General features: G+C 71.5%; 18 protein-coding genes. 6 read left to right on the plus strand and 12 right to left on the minus strand.

Translation table 11 applies throughout. The annotated features are described in order from the left end of the window. Positions 1 to 98 precede the first annotated feature (98 nt). The 4 genes from PHA84_RS04735 to purS form a co-directional block, all read right to left on the minus strand. Positions 99 to 461 (minus strand): sterol carrier family protein, encoded by a 363-nt coding sequence (locus PHA84_RS04735; protein WP_270886944.1) that lies wholly within the window; start codon positions 459 to 461, stop codon positions 99 to 101. A 286-nt stretch (positions 462 to 747) separates the two neighbouring features. Then, positions 748 to 3,060: a phosphoribosylformylglycinamidine synthase subunit PurL gene (gene purL / locus PHA84_RS04740; RefSeq protein ID WP_442952821.1), complete on the minus strand. Its 2,313-nt coding sequence runs from the start codon at positions 3,058 to 3,060 to the stop codon at positions 748 to 750. Beyond that, the gene (purQ, locus tag PHA84_RS04745) at positions 3,057 to 3,728 is read right to left on the minus strand and encodes a phosphoribosylformylglycinamidine synthase subunit PurQ (RefSeq protein WP_270886945.1); all 672 of its coding nucleotides are present in this window, start codon (positions 3,726 to 3,728) and stop codon (positions 3,057 to 3,059) included. Before purQ ends, purL begins: the two co-directional genes overlap by 4 nt. Beyond that, complete coding sequence (gene purS / locus PHA84_RS04750) at positions 3,725 to 3,982, minus strand: phosphoribosylformylglycinamidine synthase subunit PurS (protein WP_270886946.1); 258 nt, start codon at positions 3,980 to 3,982, stop codon at positions 3,725 to 3,727. Before purS ends, purQ begins: the two co-directional genes overlap by 4 nt. A 153-nt stretch (positions 3,983 to 4,135) precedes the next feature. Between purS and PHA84_RS04755 the strand changes: the two genes are divergently transcribed. Then, positions 4,136 to 4,918, plus strand: coding sequence for a histidine phosphatase family protein (locus tag PHA84_RS04755; protein ID WP_270886947.1), 783 nt, complete (start codon positions 4,136 to 4,138; stop codon positions 4,916 to 4,918). Continuing rightward, positions 4,905 to 5,801, plus strand: coding sequence for an NAD(P)H-hydrate dehydratase (locus PHA84_RS04760; protein ID WP_270886948.1), 897 nt, complete (start codon positions 4,905 to 4,907; stop codon positions 5,799 to 5,801). The genes PHA84_RS04755 and PHA84_RS04760 overlap by 14 nt, the downstream gene beginning before the upstream one ends. Positions 5,802 to 5,834: 33 nt before the next feature. Here PHA84_RS04760 and PHA84_RS04765 read toward each other — a convergent pair whose 3' ends face one another. Then, on the minus strand, positions 5,835 to 6,743 hold the full coding sequence (locus PHA84_RS04765; protein WP_270886949.1) for a phosphoribosylaminoimidazolesuccinocarboxamide synthase: 909 nt from the start codon (positions 6,741 to 6,743) through the stop codon (positions 5,835 to 5,837). 171 nt (positions 6,744 to 6,914) lie between these two features. Between PHA84_RS04765 and PHA84_RS04770 the strand changes: the two genes are divergently transcribed. After that, positions 6,915 to 8,411 (plus strand): MFS transporter, encoded by a 1,497-nt coding sequence (locus PHA84_RS04770; protein WP_270886950.1) that lies wholly within the window; start codon positions 6,915 to 6,917, stop codon positions 8,409 to 8,411. Here the strand turns inward: PHA84_RS04770 and purD are convergent. Beyond that, on the minus strand, positions 8,408 to 9,691 hold the full coding sequence (gene purD, locus PHA84_RS04775; protein WP_270886951.1) for a phosphoribosylamine--glycine ligase: 1,284 nt from the start codon (positions 9,689 to 9,691) through the stop codon (positions 8,408 to 8,410). The two genes, PHA84_RS04770 and purD, sit on opposite strands and share 4 nt — an antisense overlap. Before the next feature lie 329 nt (positions 9,692 to 10,020). Between purD and PHA84_RS04780 the strand changes: the two genes are divergently transcribed. Both PHA84_RS04780 and PHA84_RS04785 read left to right on the plus strand, forming a co-directional pair. Continuing rightward, positions 10,021 to 11,022 (plus strand): helix-turn-helix transcriptional regulator, encoded by a 1,002-nt coding sequence (locus PHA84_RS04780; RefSeq protein WP_270886952.1) that lies wholly within the window; start codon positions 10,021 to 10,023, stop codon positions 11,020 to 11,022. A 145-nt stretch (positions 11,023 to 11,167) separates the two neighbouring features. After that, on the plus strand, positions 11,168 to 13,393 hold the full coding sequence (locus PHA84_RS04785; RefSeq protein WP_270886953.1) for a HelD family protein: 2,226 nt from the start codon (positions 11,168 to 11,170) through the stop codon (positions 13,391 to 13,393). A 190-nt stretch (positions 13,394 to 13,583) separates the two neighbouring features. On the opposite strand, the gene PHA84_RS04790 is transcribed toward PHA84_RS04785, so the two are convergent. From PHA84_RS04790 to PHA84_RS04815, 6 genes are all read right to left on the minus strand, one after another. Then, positions 13,584 to 14,885 carry an adenylosuccinate synthase gene (locus tag PHA84_RS04790; protein WP_270886954.1) on the minus strand — a complete coding sequence of 434 codons (1,302 nt, stop codon included), beginning with the start codon at positions 14,883 to 14,885 and terminating at the stop codon, positions 13,584 to 13,586. Between the two features lie 86 nt (positions 14,886 to 14,971). Then, on the minus strand, positions 14,972 to 15,838 hold the full coding sequence (locus PHA84_RS04795) for a helix-turn-helix domain-containing protein (protein ID WP_270886955.1): 867 nt from the start codon (positions 15,836 to 15,838) through the stop codon (positions 14,972 to 14,974). 351 nt (positions 15,839 to 16,189) lie between these two features. Then, positions 16,190 to 16,594: a DUF3151 domain-containing protein gene (locus PHA84_RS04800; RefSeq protein WP_270886956.1), complete on the minus strand. Its 405-nt coding sequence runs from the start codon at positions 16,592 to 16,594 to the stop codon at positions 16,190 to 16,192. Positions 16,595 to 16,685: 91 nt separating this feature from the next. After that, positions 16,686 to 17,714 (minus strand): class II fructose-bisphosphate aldolase, encoded by a 1,029-nt coding sequence (fbaA, locus tag PHA84_RS04805; protein ID WP_270886957.1) that lies wholly within the window; start codon positions 17,712 to 17,714, stop codon positions 16,686 to 16,688. 141 nt (positions 17,715 to 17,855) lie between these two features. Further along, positions 17,856 to 18,644, minus strand: a complete 789-nt coding sequence (locus PHA84_RS04810) for a GNAT family N-acetyltransferase (protein ID WP_270886958.1) — start codon at positions 18,642 to 18,644, stop codon at positions 17,856 to 17,858. Next, a complete protein-coding gene (locus PHA84_RS04815) occupies positions 18,634 to 19,350 on the minus strand; it encodes a TrmH family RNA methyltransferase (protein ID WP_270886959.1) in 717 nt (238 codons plus the stop codon). Before PHA84_RS04815 ends, PHA84_RS04810 begins: the two co-directional genes overlap by 11 nt. Before the next feature lie 148 nt (positions 19,351 to 19,498). On the opposite strand from PHA84_RS04815, the gene PHA84_RS04820 reads away from it, so the two are divergent. Beyond that, entirely contained in the window at positions 19,499 to 20,212 is a 714-nt protein-coding gene (locus PHA84_RS04820) for a DedA family protein (protein WP_270886960.1), read from the plus strand. Positions 20,213 to 20,219 lie beyond the last annotated feature (7 nt).

Consider the following 20,219-nt stretch of genomic DNA (forward strand, 5'->3'; position numbering starts at 1 on the left):
CGCCGCTCCTCGCCGACTGAACTACAGAATTTGTGAGTGTCGGGCCCGTTGAGGGCCAGGACACGCACAAAAGGTGAGTTCGGTCGAGAGGGGGGAGGTCAGGCGAGAGGTAGGTAGGGCGACAGGTCGGCGCGGTGGCCGCTGACCCGCAGCGTGCCCTGCTGCCAGGCAGCCTCCCAGGACAGCGACCCGGTGGAGACGGCAAGCCACGTCTGCGCGTCCGTCTCGATCACGTTGGGCGGCGTACCGCGAGTGTGCGTAGTCCCGGCGATGCACTGGACCGCGCCGTATGGCGGCACTCTCACCTCGACGCTGCGGCCGGGCGCCCGCGAAGCCAGCTCCTCGAGGGTGAAGCGCACCGCAGTCGCGAGGACCCCCGCGTCGGCGGCATGTTCCAGGGCCACCCACCGCCGCACTGCCTCGCGCCCCGCCTCCACGGGAACCCTGCGGCGCGGCGGCATACGGCCATCGTAGGCAAGCTCCTCGCCCCGATCGCGGCCGGCGTTGCGGACAACGGTGGCAGACGGGCACAGGGCCGGACGAACAGAGCTGGTGCCGCAGAGGCGTCGGCTCACGGCTCGGGCGGTCCGCGGACTGGGCACCACATGGTCACCAAGATGGGTACTTCTACCCATCGACGGGCTACGCCCCCCGGCTTACTGTTCTTCCTGGGGACACCACAGGGGACGAACGGCCCGGGCGCGCAGGGGGATGCGGACCGGGCCGCTCGCGTGCCCCTGGCGGGCCTCAGCGGCCGAAGACCGCCGGCAGGGTTCCGGTGTGGGCGTCGCGAAGCTCCGCGAGCGTGACGGTGAGCTGGCCCTGGAGGTCGAGGCCGTCGGTCTCGTCGTCGACGACCCCGATCCGCGCGTGAACCTGGCCTCGAGCGGTGCACATGTCGGTGAACCGCACCTCCTCCGACCGGGGTACGGCGACGACCGCACGGGCCGCGGACTCGCTGAACAGCGCCGTGAACAGGTCGATGCGGTCCCGCTCGCACACGGCGTCCAGCCAGATCCGGGCGCCGACGCCGTAGCGCAGGGTCGCCTCGGCCAGCGCGATGGCAAGGCCCCCGTCGGAGAGGTCGTGGGCCGCGTCGACGAGCCCGTCCCGGCTCGCGTTGACGAGGATGTCGGCCAGCAGCCGCTCGGCGTCGAGGTCCACCCGCGGCGGCCTGCCTCCGAGATGGCCATGCAGCGCATGCGCCCACTCGCCGCCACCGAGCTCGTCACGCGTCCGGCCGAGCAGGTAGATGACCTGTCCTGGGGCCTTCCAGCCAGAGGGCGTGCGTCGAGCCACGTCGTCCATCACTCCCAGGACACCGACGACCGGGGTCGGATGGATGGCCGTGTCCCCCGTCTGGTTGTAGAAGCTGACGTTCCCGCCGGTGACCGGGATGCCCAGGTGCCGGCAGCCCTCCGCGATGCCGCGGACGGCCTCGCGGAACTGCCACATCACGCCCGGGTCCTCGGGGGAGCCGAAGTTCAGGCAGTCGGTCACCGCCAGCGGCACAGCGCCTGCCGTCGCGACGTTGCGGTAGGCCTCCGCGAGGGCCAGCTGGGCCCCCGCGTACGGGTCGAGCTTGGCGAAGCGGCCGTTGCAGTCCGTCGAGATCGCGACTCCACGGCCGGTCTGCTCGTCGACCCGGACCACCCCGGCATCGTCCGGCATCGCGAGCGCGGTGTTGCCCTGCACGTAGCGGTCGTACTGGTCCGTGACCCATGACTTGTCGCAGAGGTTCGGCGAAGCCAGCAGGGACAGCAGGTCCGCCTTGAGGCCTTCCGCGTCGGCGGGCCTCGGCAGCGAGTCGGGGGTGCTGTCGTGCAGCACGTCCAGGTACGCCGGACGCTCCAGTGGGCGGTGGTACGTGGGCCCCTCGTGGGCCACCGACCGCGGTGGTACGTCGACGATGACCTCGCCGTGCCACGTGATGACGAGGTGGTCCCCGTCGGTGACCTCCCCGAGCACCGTCGCCTCGACGTCCCACCTGTCCGTGATCTCGAGGAACTGGCCCAGCCTGGACGGCTCGACGACCGCCATCATCCGCTCCTGGCTCTCCGACATGAGGATCTCCTCCGGCCGGAGGCTGGCGTCACGCAGCGGCACCCGGTCGAGCTCGACCCGCATGCCACCGTCGCCGTTGGACGCCAGCTCGCTGGTGGCACAGGACAGTCCCGCGCCACCGAGGTCCTGGATGCCGTCGACCACGTGGGCGGCGTACAGGTCGAGGCAGCACTCGATGAGCACCTTCTCGGCGAAAGGGTCACCCACCTGGACGGCCGGTCGCTTCGTCGGCCCGCCCTCGTCGAAGGTCTCGGAGGCGAGGACCGACACGCCGCCGATGCCGTCGCCGCCCGTCTTCGCGCCGAACAGGACGACCTTGTTGCCCACGCCGGAGGCCTTGGCCAGGTGGATGTCCTCCACCCGCATGGCGCCCACGCAGAGCGCGTTGACCAGCGGGTTGCCCTGATAGCAGTCGTCGAAGACCACCTCGCCACCGATGTTGGGCAGGCCCAGGCAGTTCCCGTAGCCGCCGACGCCGGCCACCACGCCGGGCAGCACCCGGAGGGTGTCGGGATGGTTGAGGTTGCCGAAGCGAAGCGGGTCCATGACGGCCAGCGGCCGGGCCCCCATCGACATGATGTCGCGGACGATGCCCCCGACGCCGGTGGCGGCCCCCTGGTACGGCTCGACATACGAAGGATGGTTGTGGGACTCCGCCTTGAACGTGACGGCCCAGCCGTCGCCGATGTCCACGACGCCGGCGTTCTCACCGATGCCGACGAGAAGCCTCTCGCGCATCTCATCCGTGGTGTTCTCGCCCCAGAGGCTGAAGTGCACCTTGGAGGACTTGTACGAGCAGTGCTCCGACCACATCACCGAGTACATGGCGAGCTCAGCGCTGGTGGGCCGGCGGCCCAGGATCTCGCGGATGCGCTCGTACTCGTCCGACTTGAGGCCCAGCTCGAGCCAGGGCTGCTCCACGTCCGGCGACTGGGCGGCACGGGAGACCGTGTCGACGTGCGCGGCGGACCGGGTCACCTCGTCCATCGCGGTCATGCCTGCGCCATGGCCTGGAGGACGGAGGTGAAGAACGGGAGACCGTCGAGCGAGGGACCGTAGCCCGGCTCGACACAGTGCTCGGGGTGGGGCATCAGGCCGACCACGTTGCCGCGCTCGTTGGTGATCCCCGCGATGGCGCGGTACGAGCCGTTCGGGTTGTCCCCGGCATACCGGAAGACGACGCGGCCCTCCCCCTCGAGCTCGTCCAGCGTGCGGTCGTCCGCGACGAACCCGCCCTCGCCGTTCTTGAGGACGATCGTGATCTCCTGACCCTGCTCGAACTGCGAGGTCCATGCGGTGGCGGCGTTCTCCACGACCAGCCGCTGGTCGAGGCAGCTGAACTTCCGGTGGTCGTTGCGGATCAGCGCGCCCGGCAGCAGGTGGCTCTCGCAGAGCACCTGGAAGCCGTTGCAGATGCCCAGCACCGGCAGGCCACCGCGGGCGGCGGGAACCAGTGCCTCCATCACCGGAGAGAACCTCGCGATTGCGCCGCAGCGCAGGTAGTCGCCGTAGGAGAAGCCCCCTGGGAGGACGACCGCGTCCACTGCGCGTAGGTCGGCGTCGCCGTGCCAGAGCGGGACCGCTTCGGCGCCGACGGCACCGACTGCCCGCACTGCGTCACGGTCGTCCAGCGACCCTGGGAAGGTGACGACGCCGATCTTCACTGGGCCGAGCCCTCCGCCCGGACCGAGACCACGTCCTCGATGACCGGGTTGCTGAGCAGCTTCTCGGCGGCCTGGCGTGCGGCAGAGAGGTGCTCCTGCGTGACGTCACCGTCCACGGTGAGGACGAAGCGCTTGCCCTGCCTCACCTCGGTGAACTGCTCGAAGCCGAGCCGCGGGAGGACGCCACCGACTGCCTGGCCCTGCGGGTCGAGAATCTCTGGCTTCAGCATGACGTCAATGACGACGTTGCCCATTCGGGTGTCTCCTGGGGATGCGGGGAGGGAAGCGACCGCAGTCTATCCGGGCTCGCGGAGCCCGAATGCCACGCGGCCGGCCCCCCACGGTGCGTGGAAGGGCGCCACCGTGGGTAGGAGGGGCGGCGAGGTCCCGTCTCGAGAGGAGAGCCCATGCCCAGGGGAGCCCTGGCGGTGTCAGGCCCGTGGCCGGCGGAGCTCGTGCTGGTCCGGCACGGCGAGAGCGTGGGCAACGTTGCCGACGCGGCCGCGCAGAAGGCCCACGCGGACCGTCTGACCCTGGACTACCGTGACGCCGACACCCCTCTGTCCGAGGCCGGGGAGCGCCAGGCGGACGCGGTCGGCGAGCACCTCGCCGCCCGCGGCTCGGACACCCCCGATGTGATCGTCACCTCGCCGTACGAGCGCGCCGCCCAGACGGCCGCTCGAGCGGTCAGGGGGTGGGGCCACCGGCAGGAGGTCATCGCCGACGAGCGACTCCGCGAGCGCGACCTCGGACTCTTCGACGGCATGACGGGCTCCGGGATCAGAGCGGAGTATGCCGACGAGGCCAAGCGTCGCGCGTGGGTCGGCAAGTTCTACTACCGGCCGCCGTCCGGCGAGAGCTGGTGCGACGTGGCGCTGCGGGTCCGCTCGCTGCTCGTAGACCTGCGCGCCGGGTATGCCGACCAGCGCGTCTGGCTGTTCACCCACCAGGCCGTGATCATGGCGTTCCGGTACGTGCTGGAGAACCTCACCGAGCAGGAGCTGCTGGAGATCGACCGCACCCGAGACCTGCCGAACTGCTCGATCACGACGTACAAGGGCACGGCGCACGGCCTGGAGCTGGTGTCGTTCGCGGACCCCGCGGTGGTCTCAGACTCCGCCGCGCCGCAGACCACCGAGCCGTCAAGGTCGTCGGAGGGCTCGTCCGAGGGGTCCGATGGGGACCGCTGAGAGGGGCGAACGGGTCACGCCGTCGCTCCTGCGGTCCTGGGCCCTCCCAGGCCCGGGCGGGGACAAGGAGAGCCGCGGCCGCATCCTGCTGCTCGCGGGGACGGCTCTGACCCCGGGCGCGGTCCTGCTGGCCGGTGAGGCGGCGCTGCGCGCTGGGGCAGGCAAGCTCCAGGTTGCGACGGTCGAGTCCGTCGCACCCGCCCTGGCTGTCGCCCTGCCGGAAGCCTTGGTGCTCCCCCTGCCGGCGGACGGTAACGGGGCGATCGCCGTGAAGGCGGCCGACCGGTTCCTCGAGGCGGCCGAGGGGGCGGACGCCGTCCTCCTCGGTCCCGGCTTCGCGGACCCCGAGGCCTCCGTCCGCCTGCTGGAGAAGGTGCTGCCTGGGCTCCGGGTGCCGATCGTCCTCGACGCGCTGGCGTCCGCGTACCTCACGGAGCACCCGGACGGAGCCGACGGCCACGCCCGCGGCGTCGTGCTGACCGTCAACCCCGGCGAGCTGGCCAAGACCCTCGGTGTCGAGGACCCGGCCGTGCAGGAGGACGCCGCGGGCGCAGCCTCCCGACTCGCGGAGCGAAGCTCGGTCACGGTGCTGTGCGGAGGCCATGGCAAGACGATCGCCTCACCGACAGGCGGCCTGTGGCAGTCCAGCACCGGCGGTCCGGGGCTCGGGGTCTCGGGCTCGGGCGACGTCCAGGCCGGCATCGTGGCCGGCCTGCTGGCGCGCGGGGCGGAGCCTGACCAGGCAGCCGTCTGGGGCGGTCACCTGCACGGGACGGCCGGTGACCGGCTGGCCGCCCGCGTCGGCACCGTGGGCTTCCTCGCGCGAGAGGTGGCCGCCGAGGTGCCCGGGCTGCTCGAGGAGTGGACGCCCCGCGAGGACTGAGAGGACGGATGAGGCGAGCGCGCCCACCCGCGCTCAGCCGAACCGGCGCCCGGTGATCCGTTCGTAGGCCTGCACGTACTTCGCGCGGGTCCGCTCGACGACCTCGTCGGGCAGAGCGGGTGGCTCCTCACCCGAGGCGCGGTCCCAGCCGCTGCTCGGCGACGTCAGCCAGTCGCGCACGTACTGCTTGTCGTAGGACGGCTGAGGGTGCCCTGGCTCCCACGACTCCGCGGGCCAGAACCTGGAGGAGTCCGGGGTCAGCACCTCGTCCGCAAGCACGACCTCGCCGCCCTCGAGTCCGAACTCCACCTTGGTGTCCGCGATGAGAACCCCTCGCTCGGCGGCGATGTCGTTCCCCCGAGCCAGGATCCGGGTCGTCAGGTCGCGGACCCGCGCAGCGAGGTCGGGCCCGATCTCCCGCTCCACGGCGGCATACGGCATGGGGTGGTCGTGCTCCCCCAGCGGCGCCTTCGTGGACGGGGTGAACACGGGCTCCGGAAGCCGCGAGCCGTCGACGAGCCCGGGGGGCAGCCGTACGCCGCTCACGTGACCGTCCGCCTGGTACTCGGCCAGACCCCCTCCCGTCAGGTAGGCCCGGGCGACGCACTCCACCGGCAGCATGTCGAGGCGACGGACCAGGACGGCCCGGCCCGCGACCTGTGCCGGGACCTCGGACGACACGACGTGGTTGGGCACCAGGTCCTCGAGCCGCTCGAACCACCACAGCGAGAGCTGGGTGAGCACCGCTCCCTTGTCCGGGATCGGCGTCGTGAGCACGAAGTCGTACGCAGAGAGCCGGTCGCTGGCGACCAGCAGCAGCTGGTCGGCTCGCACCTGGCCGGACACCCGGTCGAGCGGCGCGTAGAGGTCCCGAACCTTGCCCGAGTAGACGTGGGTGTAGCCAGGAAGCTCGGGTGACGGGAAGGCCGGCGCGCTCGTCATGGCGTCATCCTCGCAGCCTCGGAGCTGCGAGATCCTCCGAGGCTGGCAGCTACGCCCCCGCCTGCCACAGAGGGAGCGCCGGCCAGCTCCCGGCCGCCCGGCAGGTACGTCACCCCCCTGGTCTCGCCGCCGCTTGACCTCAAGTGCACTTGAAGTCTCAGACTGCACACCATGCCCCATCCCAACACGCTCCCCGCGCAGGCGCGGCTGCTCCACCCCGCCCACCTGCCGTTCACCGTCGGCGCGGTGGCGCTGGTGACCTTGGGCGCCTTCGAGAACAGGGCCGTGACGACCATCCTGCCCAGCGTCGCCCGGGACCTCGAAGGGCTGAGCCTCTTCGGCGCGGCAAGTGCCGCCCCGTTGGTCTCGTTCGTCGTGGCGACCACCCTGGCGGGTCTGTGGAGCGACAGTCGCGGACCGGTCCCCGTGCTGCGCGCGGGAATGGGGGCCTTCGTGGCGGGTGAGCTCACCATGGCCCTGGCCCCGTCGATGCAGCTCTTCGTCCTCGGCCGGCTCCTTGGCGGTCTGGCGGAGGGACTGCTCGACATCGGCCTCACGGTGCTCGTCGCCCGGGCGCTCCCCGCCGAGCTCCGTCCCAGGGTGTTCGCCGCCTTTGCTGCGGCCTGGGTGCTGCCGTCGCTCCTGGGGCCGTCGATGGTGGGGGTGGTCGCCGAACACCTGGGCTGGCGGGTGGTGTTCTTTCTCGGGGTTGCCCTTCTGGGCCCCGTGGCCGCGTGTCTGCGCCCGGCCCTGAGGGCGGCGAGGTCGCCGGGGGACCTGGGCTCCGCCGGGTCCAGGCTCGTGCGCGCGGGGACCACCGAGTCCGACGCCCCCACTCTCACCGGCTCGCGGCGGCAGGCAGGCTGGTCCGTCGTCGCCGCTGCAGGTCTCGTGGCTCTCAGCGTGGGAGGGTCGATGGTGGCCGGCGCCGAGGCCGTCGCGCTCGTCGGCTGGGCGTTGCTACTGGCCGGGCTTGCGACCGTCCTGCGGTCGGCTCGCGCCGTGCTCCCGCCGGGAAGCCTGACGGCGGCTCCCGGCATTCCGGCGCTCACCGCCCTGCGTGCCCTCCTCGGTGCGGCGTTCGGGACCGCGGGAGGGCTGCTGCCCCTCATGCTCACCGACGTCCACGGCTATGGGCCAGCCGCTGCCGGGGTCAGCCTGACCGTCACCGGGCTCTTCTGGGCTCTGGGGTCGCAGCTGCAGGGTCTGGACCACGTGCAGGCACGGACGTCGGTCCCGAGCCGGCTCCGGATCGGCTTCGCGCTCGTGACGGTTGGCCTGGTGGGTCCCACCCTGCTGGCGGTCAGCCTCCTCCCGGCGTGGGCGGGGCTGGGGATGTGGGCACTGGCGGGCGTCGGCATAGGGATCTGCTCGCCGACCATCTCGACGCACGTGCTCACGCTGAGCCGCGAGCAGGACCAGGGCCGGAACTCGGCGGCCTCCGTGCTCGCGCCGGCGATGGCACAGGCGGTGTCCTTCGCCGCGAGCGGGGCGCTCATCGCCTGGGAGGCCCCAGACCTGGGGGGCGGCCTCTTTGCCGGCATCATCGCCGCGTGTGCCGGCCTCTCCGCGCTGGCCCTGGTACTCGCTGGGCGAGCCGCCCAGCCACGACCAGCGGGTCAGCGGCAAGGAGGCCAGGTGGCAGGCCAGCGGGGCGGCCAGCGCTAGCCCACGTGCAGCTCGTTGCTCTCGGCGGCGAGCGCGATGTCCGAGCGGTACTGGGAACCGTCGAGCTCGATGAGGGCCACCGCCCGGTAGGCCCGCTCGCGGGCCTGGCTGAGGCTGTCCCCGACGGCCACCACGGAGAGCACGCGTCCACCGGCAGAGACGAGCAGTCCCTCGTGGTCGCGCGCCGTACCGGCATGCAGCACAGAAGCGCCCGGTACCTCGCTGGCCGCCTCCAGTCCTGAGACGGGGTCTCCGGTACGCGGCGTCCCAGGGTACCCGTGCGCGGCGACGACGACGGTGACGGCATGCTGCTCGGTCCAGTGCAAGGGACTCACCCCATCGAGCTCACCGCGGGCCGCGCTGAGCAGCAGGCCGCCGAGCGGGGTCTTCAACCGGGCCAGCACGACCTGCGTCTCGGGGTCGCCGAACCGGGCGTTGAACTCGATGACCCGCGGGCCTCGCGGCGTCAGGGCCAGCCCGATGAACAGCACCCCGACGAAGGGCGTCCCCCTGCGGGCCATCTCCTCGACCGTCGGCTGCGCCACCCGGACGACGAGCTCGTCGACCATCGTGGGCGGCGCCCAGTCCAGCGGCGAGTAGGCCCCCATGCCGCCGGTGTTGGGGCCCGTGTCACCGTCGTACGCCCTCTTGAAGTCCTGGGCCGGCGCGAGAGGGATCACGCTCCGCCCGTCGCACAGGCAGAACAGCGACACCTCGGGACCGTCGAGGTACTCCTCGACCACGACGCGCCCGTCCATCTTGTCCAGACAGCGCCGGCCATGCGCCAGCGCCTCGTCCCGGTCGGACGTGACGACGACGCCCTTACCGGCGGCCAAACCGTCATCCTTGACGACGTAGGGGGCGCCGAGTGCGTCGAGCGCCTCGCGGAGCTCGTCCAGGGTGGTGCAGACGTGCGCCATCGCGGTGGGCACGTCGGCCGCGGCCATGACCTCCTTCGCGAAAGCCTTGCTGCCCTCCAGCATCGCGGCAGCCGCCGAGGGGCCGAAGACGGCGAACCCTGCAGCGCGGACCACGTCGGCGACGCCTGCCACCAGCGGTGCCTCCGGGCCCACGACGACGAGGTCGACGGCGTGCCGGCGAGCCAGGGCGACGATGCCATCGCCGTCGAGGAGCCCTGCCGGGAGCGGCTCGCAGAGCGCCACCGCATCCATCCCCGGGTTGCCCGGAGCCACCACCACCGCCTCGACGTCCCGGTCAGCGGTCAAGGACCTGACGATGGCGTGCTCGCGCGCACCCGACCCCACGACGAGAACCCTCACCCGCCCAGCGTAGAGAACGACGCGCCGCGGGCGAGACAACCTGACGCCCGGCCCCGCCGGAGATGAGTGCGCGGCGTCCCGGGGAGGCAGGGGGGACATCTCCCGGGGACGCCGCGCAGCCGACGTGCGGTCGCCTGGCGGGGGAACCTGCAACCATGCACGTGGGTCGACAGTGTCGACTCCTCAAGCGTGGACCATTGGTGCCCGCAGGTAAAGCCCTGAGGTGGCGGAGTTGCGTCATTGACGGATAGTCGACACGCCACCACCATGACGGACGTGACCGTGTCGCTCTTCGCCAGGAGGGACCCCGGAACGAGGAAGGCCCCGGTATGACGCAGGAGACCCCGCTGCTGCCCTTGGACGCGGCCGACAAGGACGCCGAGGAGCTGGCCACCCGGGTCTACCTGGCGGTCCTCCAGCACTCCGAGCCCTCCCGCTCGCTACTGGTCGCGCAGGGCATGCACGCACACCTGGTGGACCGGTCCCTCAGCCTGCTCCAGGAGCGCGGCCTGCTGCGGGTGGGGACCGGAGGGCAGGTCGAGGTCATCCCCCCGGACATCTCGCTGCCGGCGCTGGCGCTCACCTACGAACGGCAGGCCCGCAGCACGCGGTCCGCCGCTCACGAGCTGGCCCAGGTGTTCTTCCAGGCCCGGTCGTCCTCGGGCGGACCCGACGCCGCTGCGGTCCGGGTCCTCACCTCGATGGACGAGATCGCCGCAGTGACCGCTGAGGCGGTGGCGTCGGGCACCGAGGTCGTCCGCGCCTTCAGGTCCTTCTCCCCCAGGACCGAGGCGATCTTCGCCGCCCCCACCCACAGCCACGAGGAGCCGACGCACGGCGCCGGCGGGAAGCTTCTCGAGACCCGCACGGTGTACGACACCCAGGTGCTCGAGCTGGACGGGGCGCTCGCCGTCCTGCAGGCCCGGGAACGTGGTGGCGAGACGTTCCGGTTCACGAGCTCCGTGCCCTTCTCCGCGGTGATCATCGACGAGGCGGCGGCGATCGTGGACGTCACCAGCTTCGACCCGACGGGGTTCGGCTCCGCACTGCTGCGCGCACGTCCGATGGTCCTCGCCCTGACCGCCCTGTTCGACCAGCTCTGGAACCTCGGCTCACCGCTGCACCGGGCGGGCAGCGGGGCGGCCGCAGAGCGGCGCGACCACATGATCCTGTCCCTGTTGGCGGCCGGCGCGCCCGATGCCACGATCGCCCGTCAGACGGGGGTGTCGCAGCGGACGGTGGAACGACGGGTGCGGGCACTCATGGATCGGCTGGGCGCGGGTACCCGGTTCCAGGCCGGCGTGCAGGCTGCCCGGCGAGGGCTCGTCTGAGCGGAGCGCCTTCGCCCGGCTGACGGCCCGCTCGAGGTCGCCCAGACCCTGATCACGGAATGGCCGGCAGGCCCGCCGGCGGCTGTCGCTAGACTCGTGCGCTCTGCACGGAGACCACACCCGCACCACCAGAAGGCATCTCACTGTGACCGCTTCGGACCACTCGGGCGACAAGGCCACCTCTGCCGAGGTCGCCCGTGAGATCGCTGTAGAGCAGGCACACGTCGACCTCGTCTACGCCGAGCTCGCGAAGGCCCAGGCCCGTGCCGGGCTCGTGGAGGCGGACGGGCTGGCCCGGGGCCGGACGGACCGGACGGGTGACGTGCGCGACGAGGAGCTCACCGGCCTCTTCGAGCGAGATGCTCTGGTGTTCAACGCGGCCCGGCGCCGCTCCACCTTGGACACCCAGTACGAGGGTCTCGTCTTCGGCCGCCTCGACCTCGACCATGCCATCTCCAGACAGGAAGCGCCCCCGGACCGGGAGACGCGGTACATCGGGCGCCTCGGCGTCAGGGACGACGACTACGAGCCGTTGGTCGTGGACTGGCGCGCGCCCGCAGCGGCAGCCTTCTACCGGGCCACTCCGGTGGAGCCGATGGACGTCCTGCGCCGCCGGGTCCTTCGGTGCAAGGGCCCGGACGTCGTGGGCGTCGAGGACGACCTCATGGTGGCCGAAGCCCCCGACGACCTCGTCGTCGTGGGGGACGGAGCGCTGCTGGCCGCGCTGACCCGCAGCCGTGGCGCTCGGATGCGCGACATCGTGGCCACCATCCAGCGCCATCAGGACGAGGCGATCCGCGCGTCGGCCCGTGGCGTCACCGAGATCACCGGCGGCCCGGGCACCGGAAAGACCGTGGTCGCGCTGCACCGCGCGGCATACCTGCTGTACTCGGACCGGCGCAGGTTCGAGTCCGGCGGCATCCTGGTGGTGGGACCGTCCGCGGCGTACACCGCGTACATCGAGCGGGTGCTGCCCTCCCTCGGCGAGGAGTCGGTGACCCTGCGGTCGCTCGGGGACATCGTCGACGGCGTGACCGCGACGAGGCTGGACGCCCCGGAGGTCGCGGCGGTCAAAGGCTCGACGCGGATCCGGCGGCTGCTGGCGCGGGCCGCGGCCGACGTCCCCCCGGGCGCGCCGGACCAGTTCCGGGCCTTCGTCAACGGCAAGGCGGTCCGGGTGGAGCGAGCCGCGCTCGACCGGATCCGCGCCCAGGTCCTGCGGAACCACCAACGCAACCTCGCGGGCAAGGCGGTGCGGACCGCCCTGGCGGAGGCGGCCTGGGCCGGCGTCCGTGAGGGCGAGCGGGCCGAGTTCATGGACCGCTTCGCCGACCACCTGGAAGTCGAGACCTTCCTCGAGCAGTGGTGGCCGCAGGTGGACCCGCGGGAGGTTCTCCTCTGGCTGGCCGACCGCGACCGCGCCCGCCGTCACGGCCAAGGCGTGCTCACGCCGGCCGAGTGCGACGCCTTCGCCGCCTCCATCGACGACGCCGCCAGGTCAGGGTCGTGGTCCGTGGCGGACGCGGCGCTGGTCGACGACCTGGCGGCCCGGCTGGGGCCGGTCCAGGAAGGGCCGGCGGAGGAGCGCGGGTTCTACGAGATCGAGGAGCTCGACGACGTCTCGGGGTATGGCGTCGACGAGGTCCGCGCGGGGCGCCAGGGCAGGCGGCCGGGCGGGTCCCCGGTCTCCGTGACCGCGTCGAGCGACCCTCGCGAGCGGCTGCTGCACGGCCGCGTGGAGGGCCCCGGGGAGTACGCGCACGTGCTGGTGGACGAGGCGCAGGACCTCTCACCCATGCAGTGGCGGATGCTCGGACGGCGCGGGCGGTACTCGTCGTGGACGGTCGTCGGCGACGCGGCTCAGGCGTCGTGGCCGGACGCGGAGGAGGCCCGCCAGGCACGCGAGGAGGCTTTCGGCACCCAGGAGCGCCGGATGTTCCACATGGACACGAACTACCGGAACGCCCGGGAGATCTTCGACTACGCGGCCAAGGTCGTGAAGGCGCAGGTGCCGGACGCGGACATCCCCCAGGCCGTGCGCGAGACCGGTGTCGAGCCGGTGGAGCTCGCCGTGCCGTCCGGGCAGTGGCTCCAGGCTGCGACGGATGCAGTAGAGGCCCTGCTCGCAGAGGTCGAAGGGTCGGTGGCCCTGGTCACCCCGGCCTTGCACGCCCAGGAGGTCGCCGGCGTCAGCGCGGTGAGCGACCGGGTCGTCGTCATCGACCCCATGTCGACCAAGGGCCTCGAGTACGACGCCACGGTGATCGTGGATCCGGACCGGATCACCGCGGAGTCGCCGGGAGGGGTCAGGGTGCTCTACGTGGCCCTGACCCGAGCGGCCCACCGGATGACGGTCCTGCGCCCCGCCTAGTCCCGGCGGACCCCGGCCGCCCCGCGCCCCCGCCCGCACCGGGCCCGCCGGCCGACTTTGTATCAGCAAAGCCGTTGTCGGCGGCCGGAAAAGGGTTACCCGCGGCGAATCTCATACAACGTCGGCGGGTTGGGGCGGCGGACCCCTACGACGTCGGTATGGGTGGGGGGCGCCTGGTCCGGCGCGAGGCTCAGTCGCCGAGGAGCGAGTGCCGGCTGATGATCTCGTCACGACCCGGGCCGACGCCGACGGCCGAGACGCGCGCGCCGATGAGCTCCTCGAGCCGGAGCACGTAGGCCTGCGCGGCGGCGGGCAGCTCCTCGAACGTCCGGCACTTCGAGATGTCCTCCCACCACCCGTCGAGCTCCTCGTAGACCGGCTTGGCGTGATGGAAGTCGGTCTGGTTGACCGGCATCTCGTCGTGCCGTACGCCGTCGACCTCGTATGCCACGCAGACCGGCACCTTCTCCAGGCCGGTGAGCACGTCGAGCTTCGTGACGACGAAGTCGGTGACACCGTTGATGCGCGTGGAGTAGCGGCCCACGACCGTGTCGACCCAGCCGCACCGGCGTGGGCGGCCGGTGGTGGTGCCGTACTCCGCCCCCGTCTTGCGCAGGAACTCACCGTTGGCGTCGAAGAGCTCGGTGGGGAACGGGCCCTCGCCCACGCGCGTCGAGTAGGCCTTGAGGATGGCGATCACCCGGTCCACGCGGGTGGGCGGGATGCCGGAGCCGGTGCAGGCCCCGCCGGCCGTGGCGTTGGACGACGTCACGAAGGGGTAGGTGCCGTGGTCGACGTCGAGCAGGGTCGCCTGACCCGCCTCCAGCAGCACGGTCTTCCCCTCGTCGAGCGCCCGCTCGAGGACCAGGGAGGTGTCGGCGACCATCGGCCGCAGGCGCTCCACATACCCGAGGAGCTCACCCATCACCTCGTCCACGCCCACGGCCCGACGGTTGTAGATCTTCGCCAGCACCTGGTTCTTGAACGCCAGCGCTGCCTCGACCTTCTGCCGCAGGATCTTCTCGTCGAAGAGGTCCTGGACCCGGATGCCGTTACGCGACATCTTGTCCGCGTACGTGGGGCCGATCCCGCGACCGGTCGTGCCGATCTTGCGTGAGCCGAGGAAGCGCTCGGTGACCTTGTCGAGCACCCGGTTGTACGGGGCGATGACGTGCGCGCTGGCGCTGACCAGCAGCCGCGAGGTGTCCACCCCGCGCGCCTCGAGCCCGTCGATCTCCTCGAAGAGCACCGCGAGGTCGACGACCACGCCGTTGCCGATCACGGGCGTACACGTCGGCGTGAGGATCCCGGAGGGGAGCAGGTGCAGGGCGTACTTCTCCCGCACGCCGTCCTTCTCGATGACGATGGTGTGGCCCGCGTTGTTGCCGCCGTTGAACTTCACGACGAAGTCGACATCGCTGCCCAGCAGGTCGGTGGCCTTGCCCTTGCCCTCGTCGCCCCACTGTGCGCCCACGAGCACGATCGCCGGCATACCCGCACCTCTCCTGTCTCAGTGTCATCCTGCACTCAGGCAGCAGGCCCCTGGCGCATGCGCAAGGGGGCCCGTACCGATGCAGGCTACCGGTCCTGTGTGTCCCGAAGGGACACCAGATCATGGCGGGCCGCCGCAACACCGAGCTGGAACCGGGTCTGCACCCCGTGTCGGTCCATCACCTGGGCCACCCGGCGGCGCACCGTACGCAGGCTGCAGCCGAGGTACCGCGCGATGGACTCGTCCTTGAGGCCGAGGGCAAGCAGCCGCAGCAGCCGCAGATCCTCCTCCTGGTCCGGCGGCCCTAGGGCCGGCACGACCGGGAGCGCCCGGGCGAACGAGCGGTCGAACAGCTCGGCGAAGGCGCGCACGAGCATGGGGTGGCGGATGAGGACGAGCTCACTACCCACTTCGCCCCAGGTGGCCGCGGTCACCACGGCGTGCTGGTCGAAGACGGCGAAGTCAGTGGGCGGCACCAGGCTCAGCCGCTGGTCCTCGCCCACCGCACCCCACGACCGGACCCGCTCGCGACCGTCGGGCGAGTCCATGATCTCGATGGGGTAGATGGTCCGTTGACGGAACTGCCGCCGCGCGAGGCGCTCCTGGGTGCTGCGCACGCTCTCGTCGTCCGGACCGGGACCGGCGTCATGACTCATGATGCAGGTGCGCAGCGTCTGCCGGGTGCGCTCCGTCAGGTGGCGGACCACCGCGGGCGCGACAGGCGCCGGCAGCCGCTCGACGGGCTGGTCCTGCGGTGACACGTCGGCGACGCCGCCGGCCGAGCTGAGCTCCGATAGCGCGGCCCGCATCTCGGCCAGCTCGGCTCGCCGCTCGTCGAGGTGCTGTTCGCTGTCGGCGAGGATCCGTTGAAGGCGCTCCATCGGGCCGGCGAGGAAGCGTTGCACCGACCCGCCGAGCGCCTCGTCATCGGTGAGCGCCTCGTCATCCGTCATCGGTCCGCCCTTGGTCTGGATGCCTGGCATCCTCTGTCCAATGGCACCATAGTGCCAAGACAGGCACTGAGAGAACGGCAGAATGACGTCGTCGAAGGTCAACCGGACGAGGGGACGCGCGACCGGCGGCACCCAGCAGGCCTCGGCCTGCCGCAGGGGGCGCGGCGCCGGGGGGCTGGACCCCCGGGTCCCGCCCCCCGCGCCACTGGGTCGGCGCACCGGGCCCCGCGCCGGTGGGCCGGCTTTCAGCTCCGCCGGTGGGCCGGCTTTCAGCTCCGCCGGTGGGCCGGCTTTCAGCTCCGCCGGTGGGCCGGCTTTCAGTTCCTCAGACCGCAGGCTCCGAGCGAATGCTCAGAAGCCGAGTTCGGCTGCCCCCGTCGCGGAGGAGTCACGCAGGAACTGCGCGCAGCGCTGCTCCTCGTCACCCTCGCCGATCTCGCCGGCCGCTTTGGACAGTGCCGCGAGGGCGCGAAGGAAACCGCGGTTCGGCTCGTGCTCCCACGGGACGGGACCCTGACCGCGCCAGCCGTTCTTGCGCAGCGAGTCGAGGGCGCGGTGGTAGCCGGTGCGGGCATACGCGTACCCCTCCACGGTCCGACCGTCCGCGAGCGCGTCTTCGGCGAGCGTGGCCCAGGCCAGCGAGGAGGTGGGGTACGCCGCCGCCACCTGGTCCGGCGCGACGCCTTCCTCGAGTCGCGCGGCGGCCGGGTCCTCGGGCAGCCGCGTCTCCGGGATGCCCAGCAGGTTGTCGGTCACGCGACGACCTCCGGAGGACACGAGCGAGGAACGAGGGAGGCCCGAAGGGACGAGGAGGGAGGCCGTGCCAAGACGGGCCGAGCCAAGACGGTCATGCGGTGTGCTTCCCGGCAGACCGCAGGTGCTCGCAGGCCTCGACGACGCGGGCCGCCATACCGGCTTCTGCCTCCTTGCCCCAGGCGCGCGGGTCGTACTGCTTCTTGTTACCGACGTCGCCGTCCACCTTGAGCACCCCGGCGTAGTTGGTCAGCATGTAGCCGGCGACCGGCCGGGTGAAGGCGTACTGCGTATCGGTGTCGATGTTCATCTTCACGACGCCGTAGTCCACCGCCGCGGCGATCTCCTCGGCCGACGAGCCCGAGCCGCCGTGGAAGACGAGGTGGAACGGCTTGTCGTCGGCTGTCTTCAGCTCACGGTGCACCGCGTCCTGCGCCGCCTTGAGAACCTCGGGGCGCAGCTTCACGTTGCCCGGCTTGTAGACGCCGTGGACGTTGCCGAACGTCAGGGCGGTCATGTAGTACCCGTTCTCGCCGGTACCCAGGGCCTGGGCCGTCGCGATGGCGTCCTCGGGCGTGGAGTACAGCTTGTCGTTGATCTCGTTGGCGACGCCGTCCTCCTCGCCGCCGACGACGCCCACCTCGATCTCCAGGATGACCCGCGCCTCCTTGCAGAGGTCGAGGAGCTCCCGGGCGATCTTCAGGTTCTCCTCGAGCGGCACGGCGGACCCGTCCCACATGTGTGACTGGAACCACGGCGTGCCCGCCGACCTGACGCGGTCCGTGCTGGCCGCCAGGAGCGGCCGCACGAAGCCGTCCAGCTTGTCCTGGGGGCAGTGGTCGGTGTGCAGGGCGATGTTGACGTCGTACTTCTTGGCGACCTCGTGCGCGAACGCCGCCAGCGCGAGCGAGCCCGTGACCATGTCCTTGACCGTCGGTCCCGAGAGGTACTCGGCGCCGCCGGTGGAGACCTGCACGATGCCGTCGCTGCCTGCCTCGGCGAAGCCGCGGATCGCCGCGTTCAGCGTCTGCGAGGAGGAGACGTTGATGGCGGGGTACGCGAAGGACCCTGCCTTCGCGCGGTCCAGCATGTCGGCGTACACCTCGGGGGTGGCGATGGGCATGGATGTCTCCTTGGACTCGACAGTGACGTCCTGCCGATCCTTGCATGTCGCCGGCGGCGGCGGACACCCGTGTCTCGCCGCTCGTGGCGCGAGTGCGGCCCGCACTTACCGCATTGGGTCACTCGGGCACCACCTGTGGCGTCACCCGTGCAGCACGTATGGCGTCGTGGTCGCCACCTGGTGAAGGCCCAGCCGCTGCAGGATCGGACGGGACCGGGGCGAGGCGTCCACACGCACGTACCGAGCACCTCGCGCGAGCGCCAGCCGCGCCCGGTGGCCAACGCTGGCGCGGTACAGCCCCTGGCGGCGATAGGTCTCGAGCGTGGAGCCGCCCCACAGCCCACAGAAGTCGGTGTCCGGCGTGAGCCGCACCCAGCTCGCGGTGACGACCAGCCCGTCCTCGACGCGTTCCACGAGACAGCCCTGCATGTGTCCCAGGTCGGCGGCCAGCTCGGCGAAGTGCTTCTCGGTCACCCACGACGACCCGGGTCCCCACACGCCGTCCTGGAAGGCGGCAACGGCGGGGAGGTCCGGCGCCGTGATGGCACGCAGTCGCAGCCCCTCCGGCACGACCTCCGGCAGGCCGGCCAGGACCGCGAGGTCCCCGAGGACCAGGGCCTCCACCTCCTCGGCCTGGAAGCCTGCGCGCTCAAGACGTGGGCCGAGATCGGCCGGCTCGTCGTAGGAGTACGTCTTCCACTCGACCGTCTGCCCACGGCCGGCGAAGAACTGCCGCTGCGCCTCGATCGCCGGTTCCGGGTCCCCGCCCAGGCCCTCGGGACTCTCGATCATCGCGCCTCGCTGAGCCGGGTCGCCGGGGTAGTTACGGTGCACCAGACCGTCGCGCTCCACGACGTGGGCGCTCTCGGCGTCGCGGTCCCGTAGGCGGATCTGCTGGTGGAACGTCGCGAGAAGCTCGTCAGGGGTCACCGAGCGATTGGACCGGATGGGCACGTCGGCCGTCCAGCGCATTACCCTCCGGCACCTGCCCTCCGGCGCCTTGTCTCCCGGCGATCTGGCCGAAGACGTGTCGGCGGACCCAGGCATGCATGGCGACCGCCGCGGCGGCCCCGGCGTTGATGGACCGCGTGGACCCGAACTGCTCGATGTGCAGGACGACCTCGCAGGCGGCGCGCATGGCGTCCGAGAGGCCAGGACCCTCCTGGCCGAACACCAGCACGCACTCGCGCGGCAGCGGGTAGGTCTCCAGCGGGCGCGAACCCGGAAGGTTGTCGATGCCGATGAGCGGTATGGCGCCGCGCTCCGCCCCCGCGCGCGCCGCCCACTCCGTCAGCTCCTCGACCGTGCCGTGGTGGTACTCGTGCTGGTAGCGGTCGGTGACCATGGCGCCCCGACGGTTCCAGCGGCGTCTGCCGAGGACGTGGAAGGCCTTGGCGTTGAAGGCGTTCGCTGTGCGGATGACCGACCCGATGTTGAAGTCGTGCCCCCAGTTCTCCACCGCGACGTGGAAGTCGTGGCGACGGGAGTCCAGGTCGGCGACGATCGCCTCCTGCCTCCAGTACCGGTAGCCGTCGACCACGTTGCGACGGTCTCCGTCGCGCAGGAGCTCGGGGTCCCACTGGTCGCCTGCGGGCCATTCCCCCTGCCAGGGGCCCACCCCGATCTCCTCGCCCACGCCGCAACCCTACGGCCGGCACGGCGAGGACGATGCGCGCGTCGGCTGACGTTGCCCACGGCGTGGCGTGCGTGGCAGGACCTGGGCAAGGTGGTCTGCCTGTCCACGCCCTCTCAGGCGGTGCTCAGGTGAGGATTCGGATGGCCTGATGGCCACGGCATACCCTGAGCGGATGATGCACAGCCTCGGCACCAGCTGGATGGACCCCCAGTGGCTCCTCGACCACTTCGGATCGCAGTTCTTCTGGGTGAGCGTCGCCATCGTCTTCGTGGAGTGCGGGTTGCTCTTCCCTGTCCTTCCCGGGGACTCGCTGCTCTTCGCCATCGGGCTGTTCGTCAGTGGCGGGGACCTCCGCATGAACCTCGTCGTCGCGCTGCTGGTGTTGGGCGTGGCGGCGTTCGCCGGCAACGTCGTCGGCTACGAGATCGGCCGGGCTGCGGGTCGCCCGCTCTACGAGCGCGACGGGCGGATCCTCAAGAAGAAGTACTTCGACGACAGCCACGCGTTCTTCGAGAGGCACGGCGCCAAGGCGCTCGTCCTGGGGCGGTTCGTGCCGGTCGTCCGGACCTTCATCACCGTGGTCGCCGGTGTCAGCCGCATGGAGCGCCGTCACTTCTTCGTATGGAGCGGGGTGGGAGCGGCGCTCTGGGTGTGCGTCGTCACCCTGCTCGGGTACTTCCTCGGCAACAGCTTCCCCGCCCTCAAGGACCATCTCGAGCTGGCGATCCTGGCCATCGTGGCCGTCTCCGTCATCCCGATGGCCATCGAGGTGGTCCGGTCGCGGCGCGGGACGACGGCCTCCGAGACGGTAACGGAGGAGACCGGCGAGGCGGTCCAGGACCTGACCGACCGGCGCCCCTGAGCGCCGG

This window comes from Pedococcus sp. 5OH_020 (assembly GCF_027812955.1).
GTDB lineage: Bacteria > Actinomycetota > Actinomycetes > Actinomycetales > Dermatophilaceae > Pedococcus.

Bases quoted from the DNA above. Each gene is read 5' to 3' on its own strand.
- PHA84_RS04735 (WP_270886944.1), bottom strand. From the start codon at position 461: ATGCCGCCGCGCCGCAGGGTTCCCGTGGAGGCGGGGCGCGAGGCAGTG.
- purL (WP_442952821.1), bottom strand. From the start codon at position 3,060: ATGACCGCGATGGACGAGGTGACCCGGTCCGCCGCGCACGTCGACACG.
- purS (WP_270886946.1), bottom strand. From the start codon at position 3,982: ATGGGCAACGTCGTCATTGACGTCATGCTGAAGCCAGAGATTCTCGAC.
- PHA84_RS04755 (WP_270886947.1), top strand. From the start codon at position 4,136: ATGCCCAGGGGAGCCCTGGCGGTGTCAGGCCCGTGGCCGGCGGAGCTC.
- PHA84_RS04760 (WP_270886948.1), top strand. From the start codon at position 4,905: ATGGGGACCGCTGAGAGGGGCGAACGGGTCACGCCGTCGCTCCTGCGG.
- PHA84_RS04765 (WP_270886949.1), bottom strand. From the start codon at position 6,743: ATGACGAGCGCGCCGGCCTTCCCGTCACCCGAGCTTCCTGGCTACACC.
- PHA84_RS04770 (WP_270886950.1), top strand. From the start codon at position 6,915: ATGCCCCATCCCAACACGCTCCCCGCGCAGGCGCGGCTGCTCCACCCC.
- PHA84_RS04780 (WP_270886952.1), top strand. From the start codon at position 10,021: ATGACGCAGGAGACCCCGCTGCTGCCCTTGGACGCGGCCGACAAGGAC.
- PHA84_RS04790 (WP_270886954.1), bottom strand. From the start codon at position 14,885: ATGCCGGCGATCGTGCTCGTGGGCGCACAGTGGGGCGACGAGGGCAAG.
- PHA84_RS04795 (WP_270886955.1), bottom strand. From the start codon at position 15,838: ATGACGGATGACGAGGCGCTCACCGATGACGAGGCGCTCGGCGGGTCG.
- fbaA (WP_270886957.1), bottom strand. From the start codon at position 17,714: ATGCCCATCGCCACCCCCGAGGTGTACGCCGACATGCTGGACCGCGCG.
- PHA84_RS04820 (WP_270886960.1), top strand. From the start codon at position 19,499: ATGGCCACGGCATACCCTGAGCGGATGATGCACAGCCTCGGCACCAGC.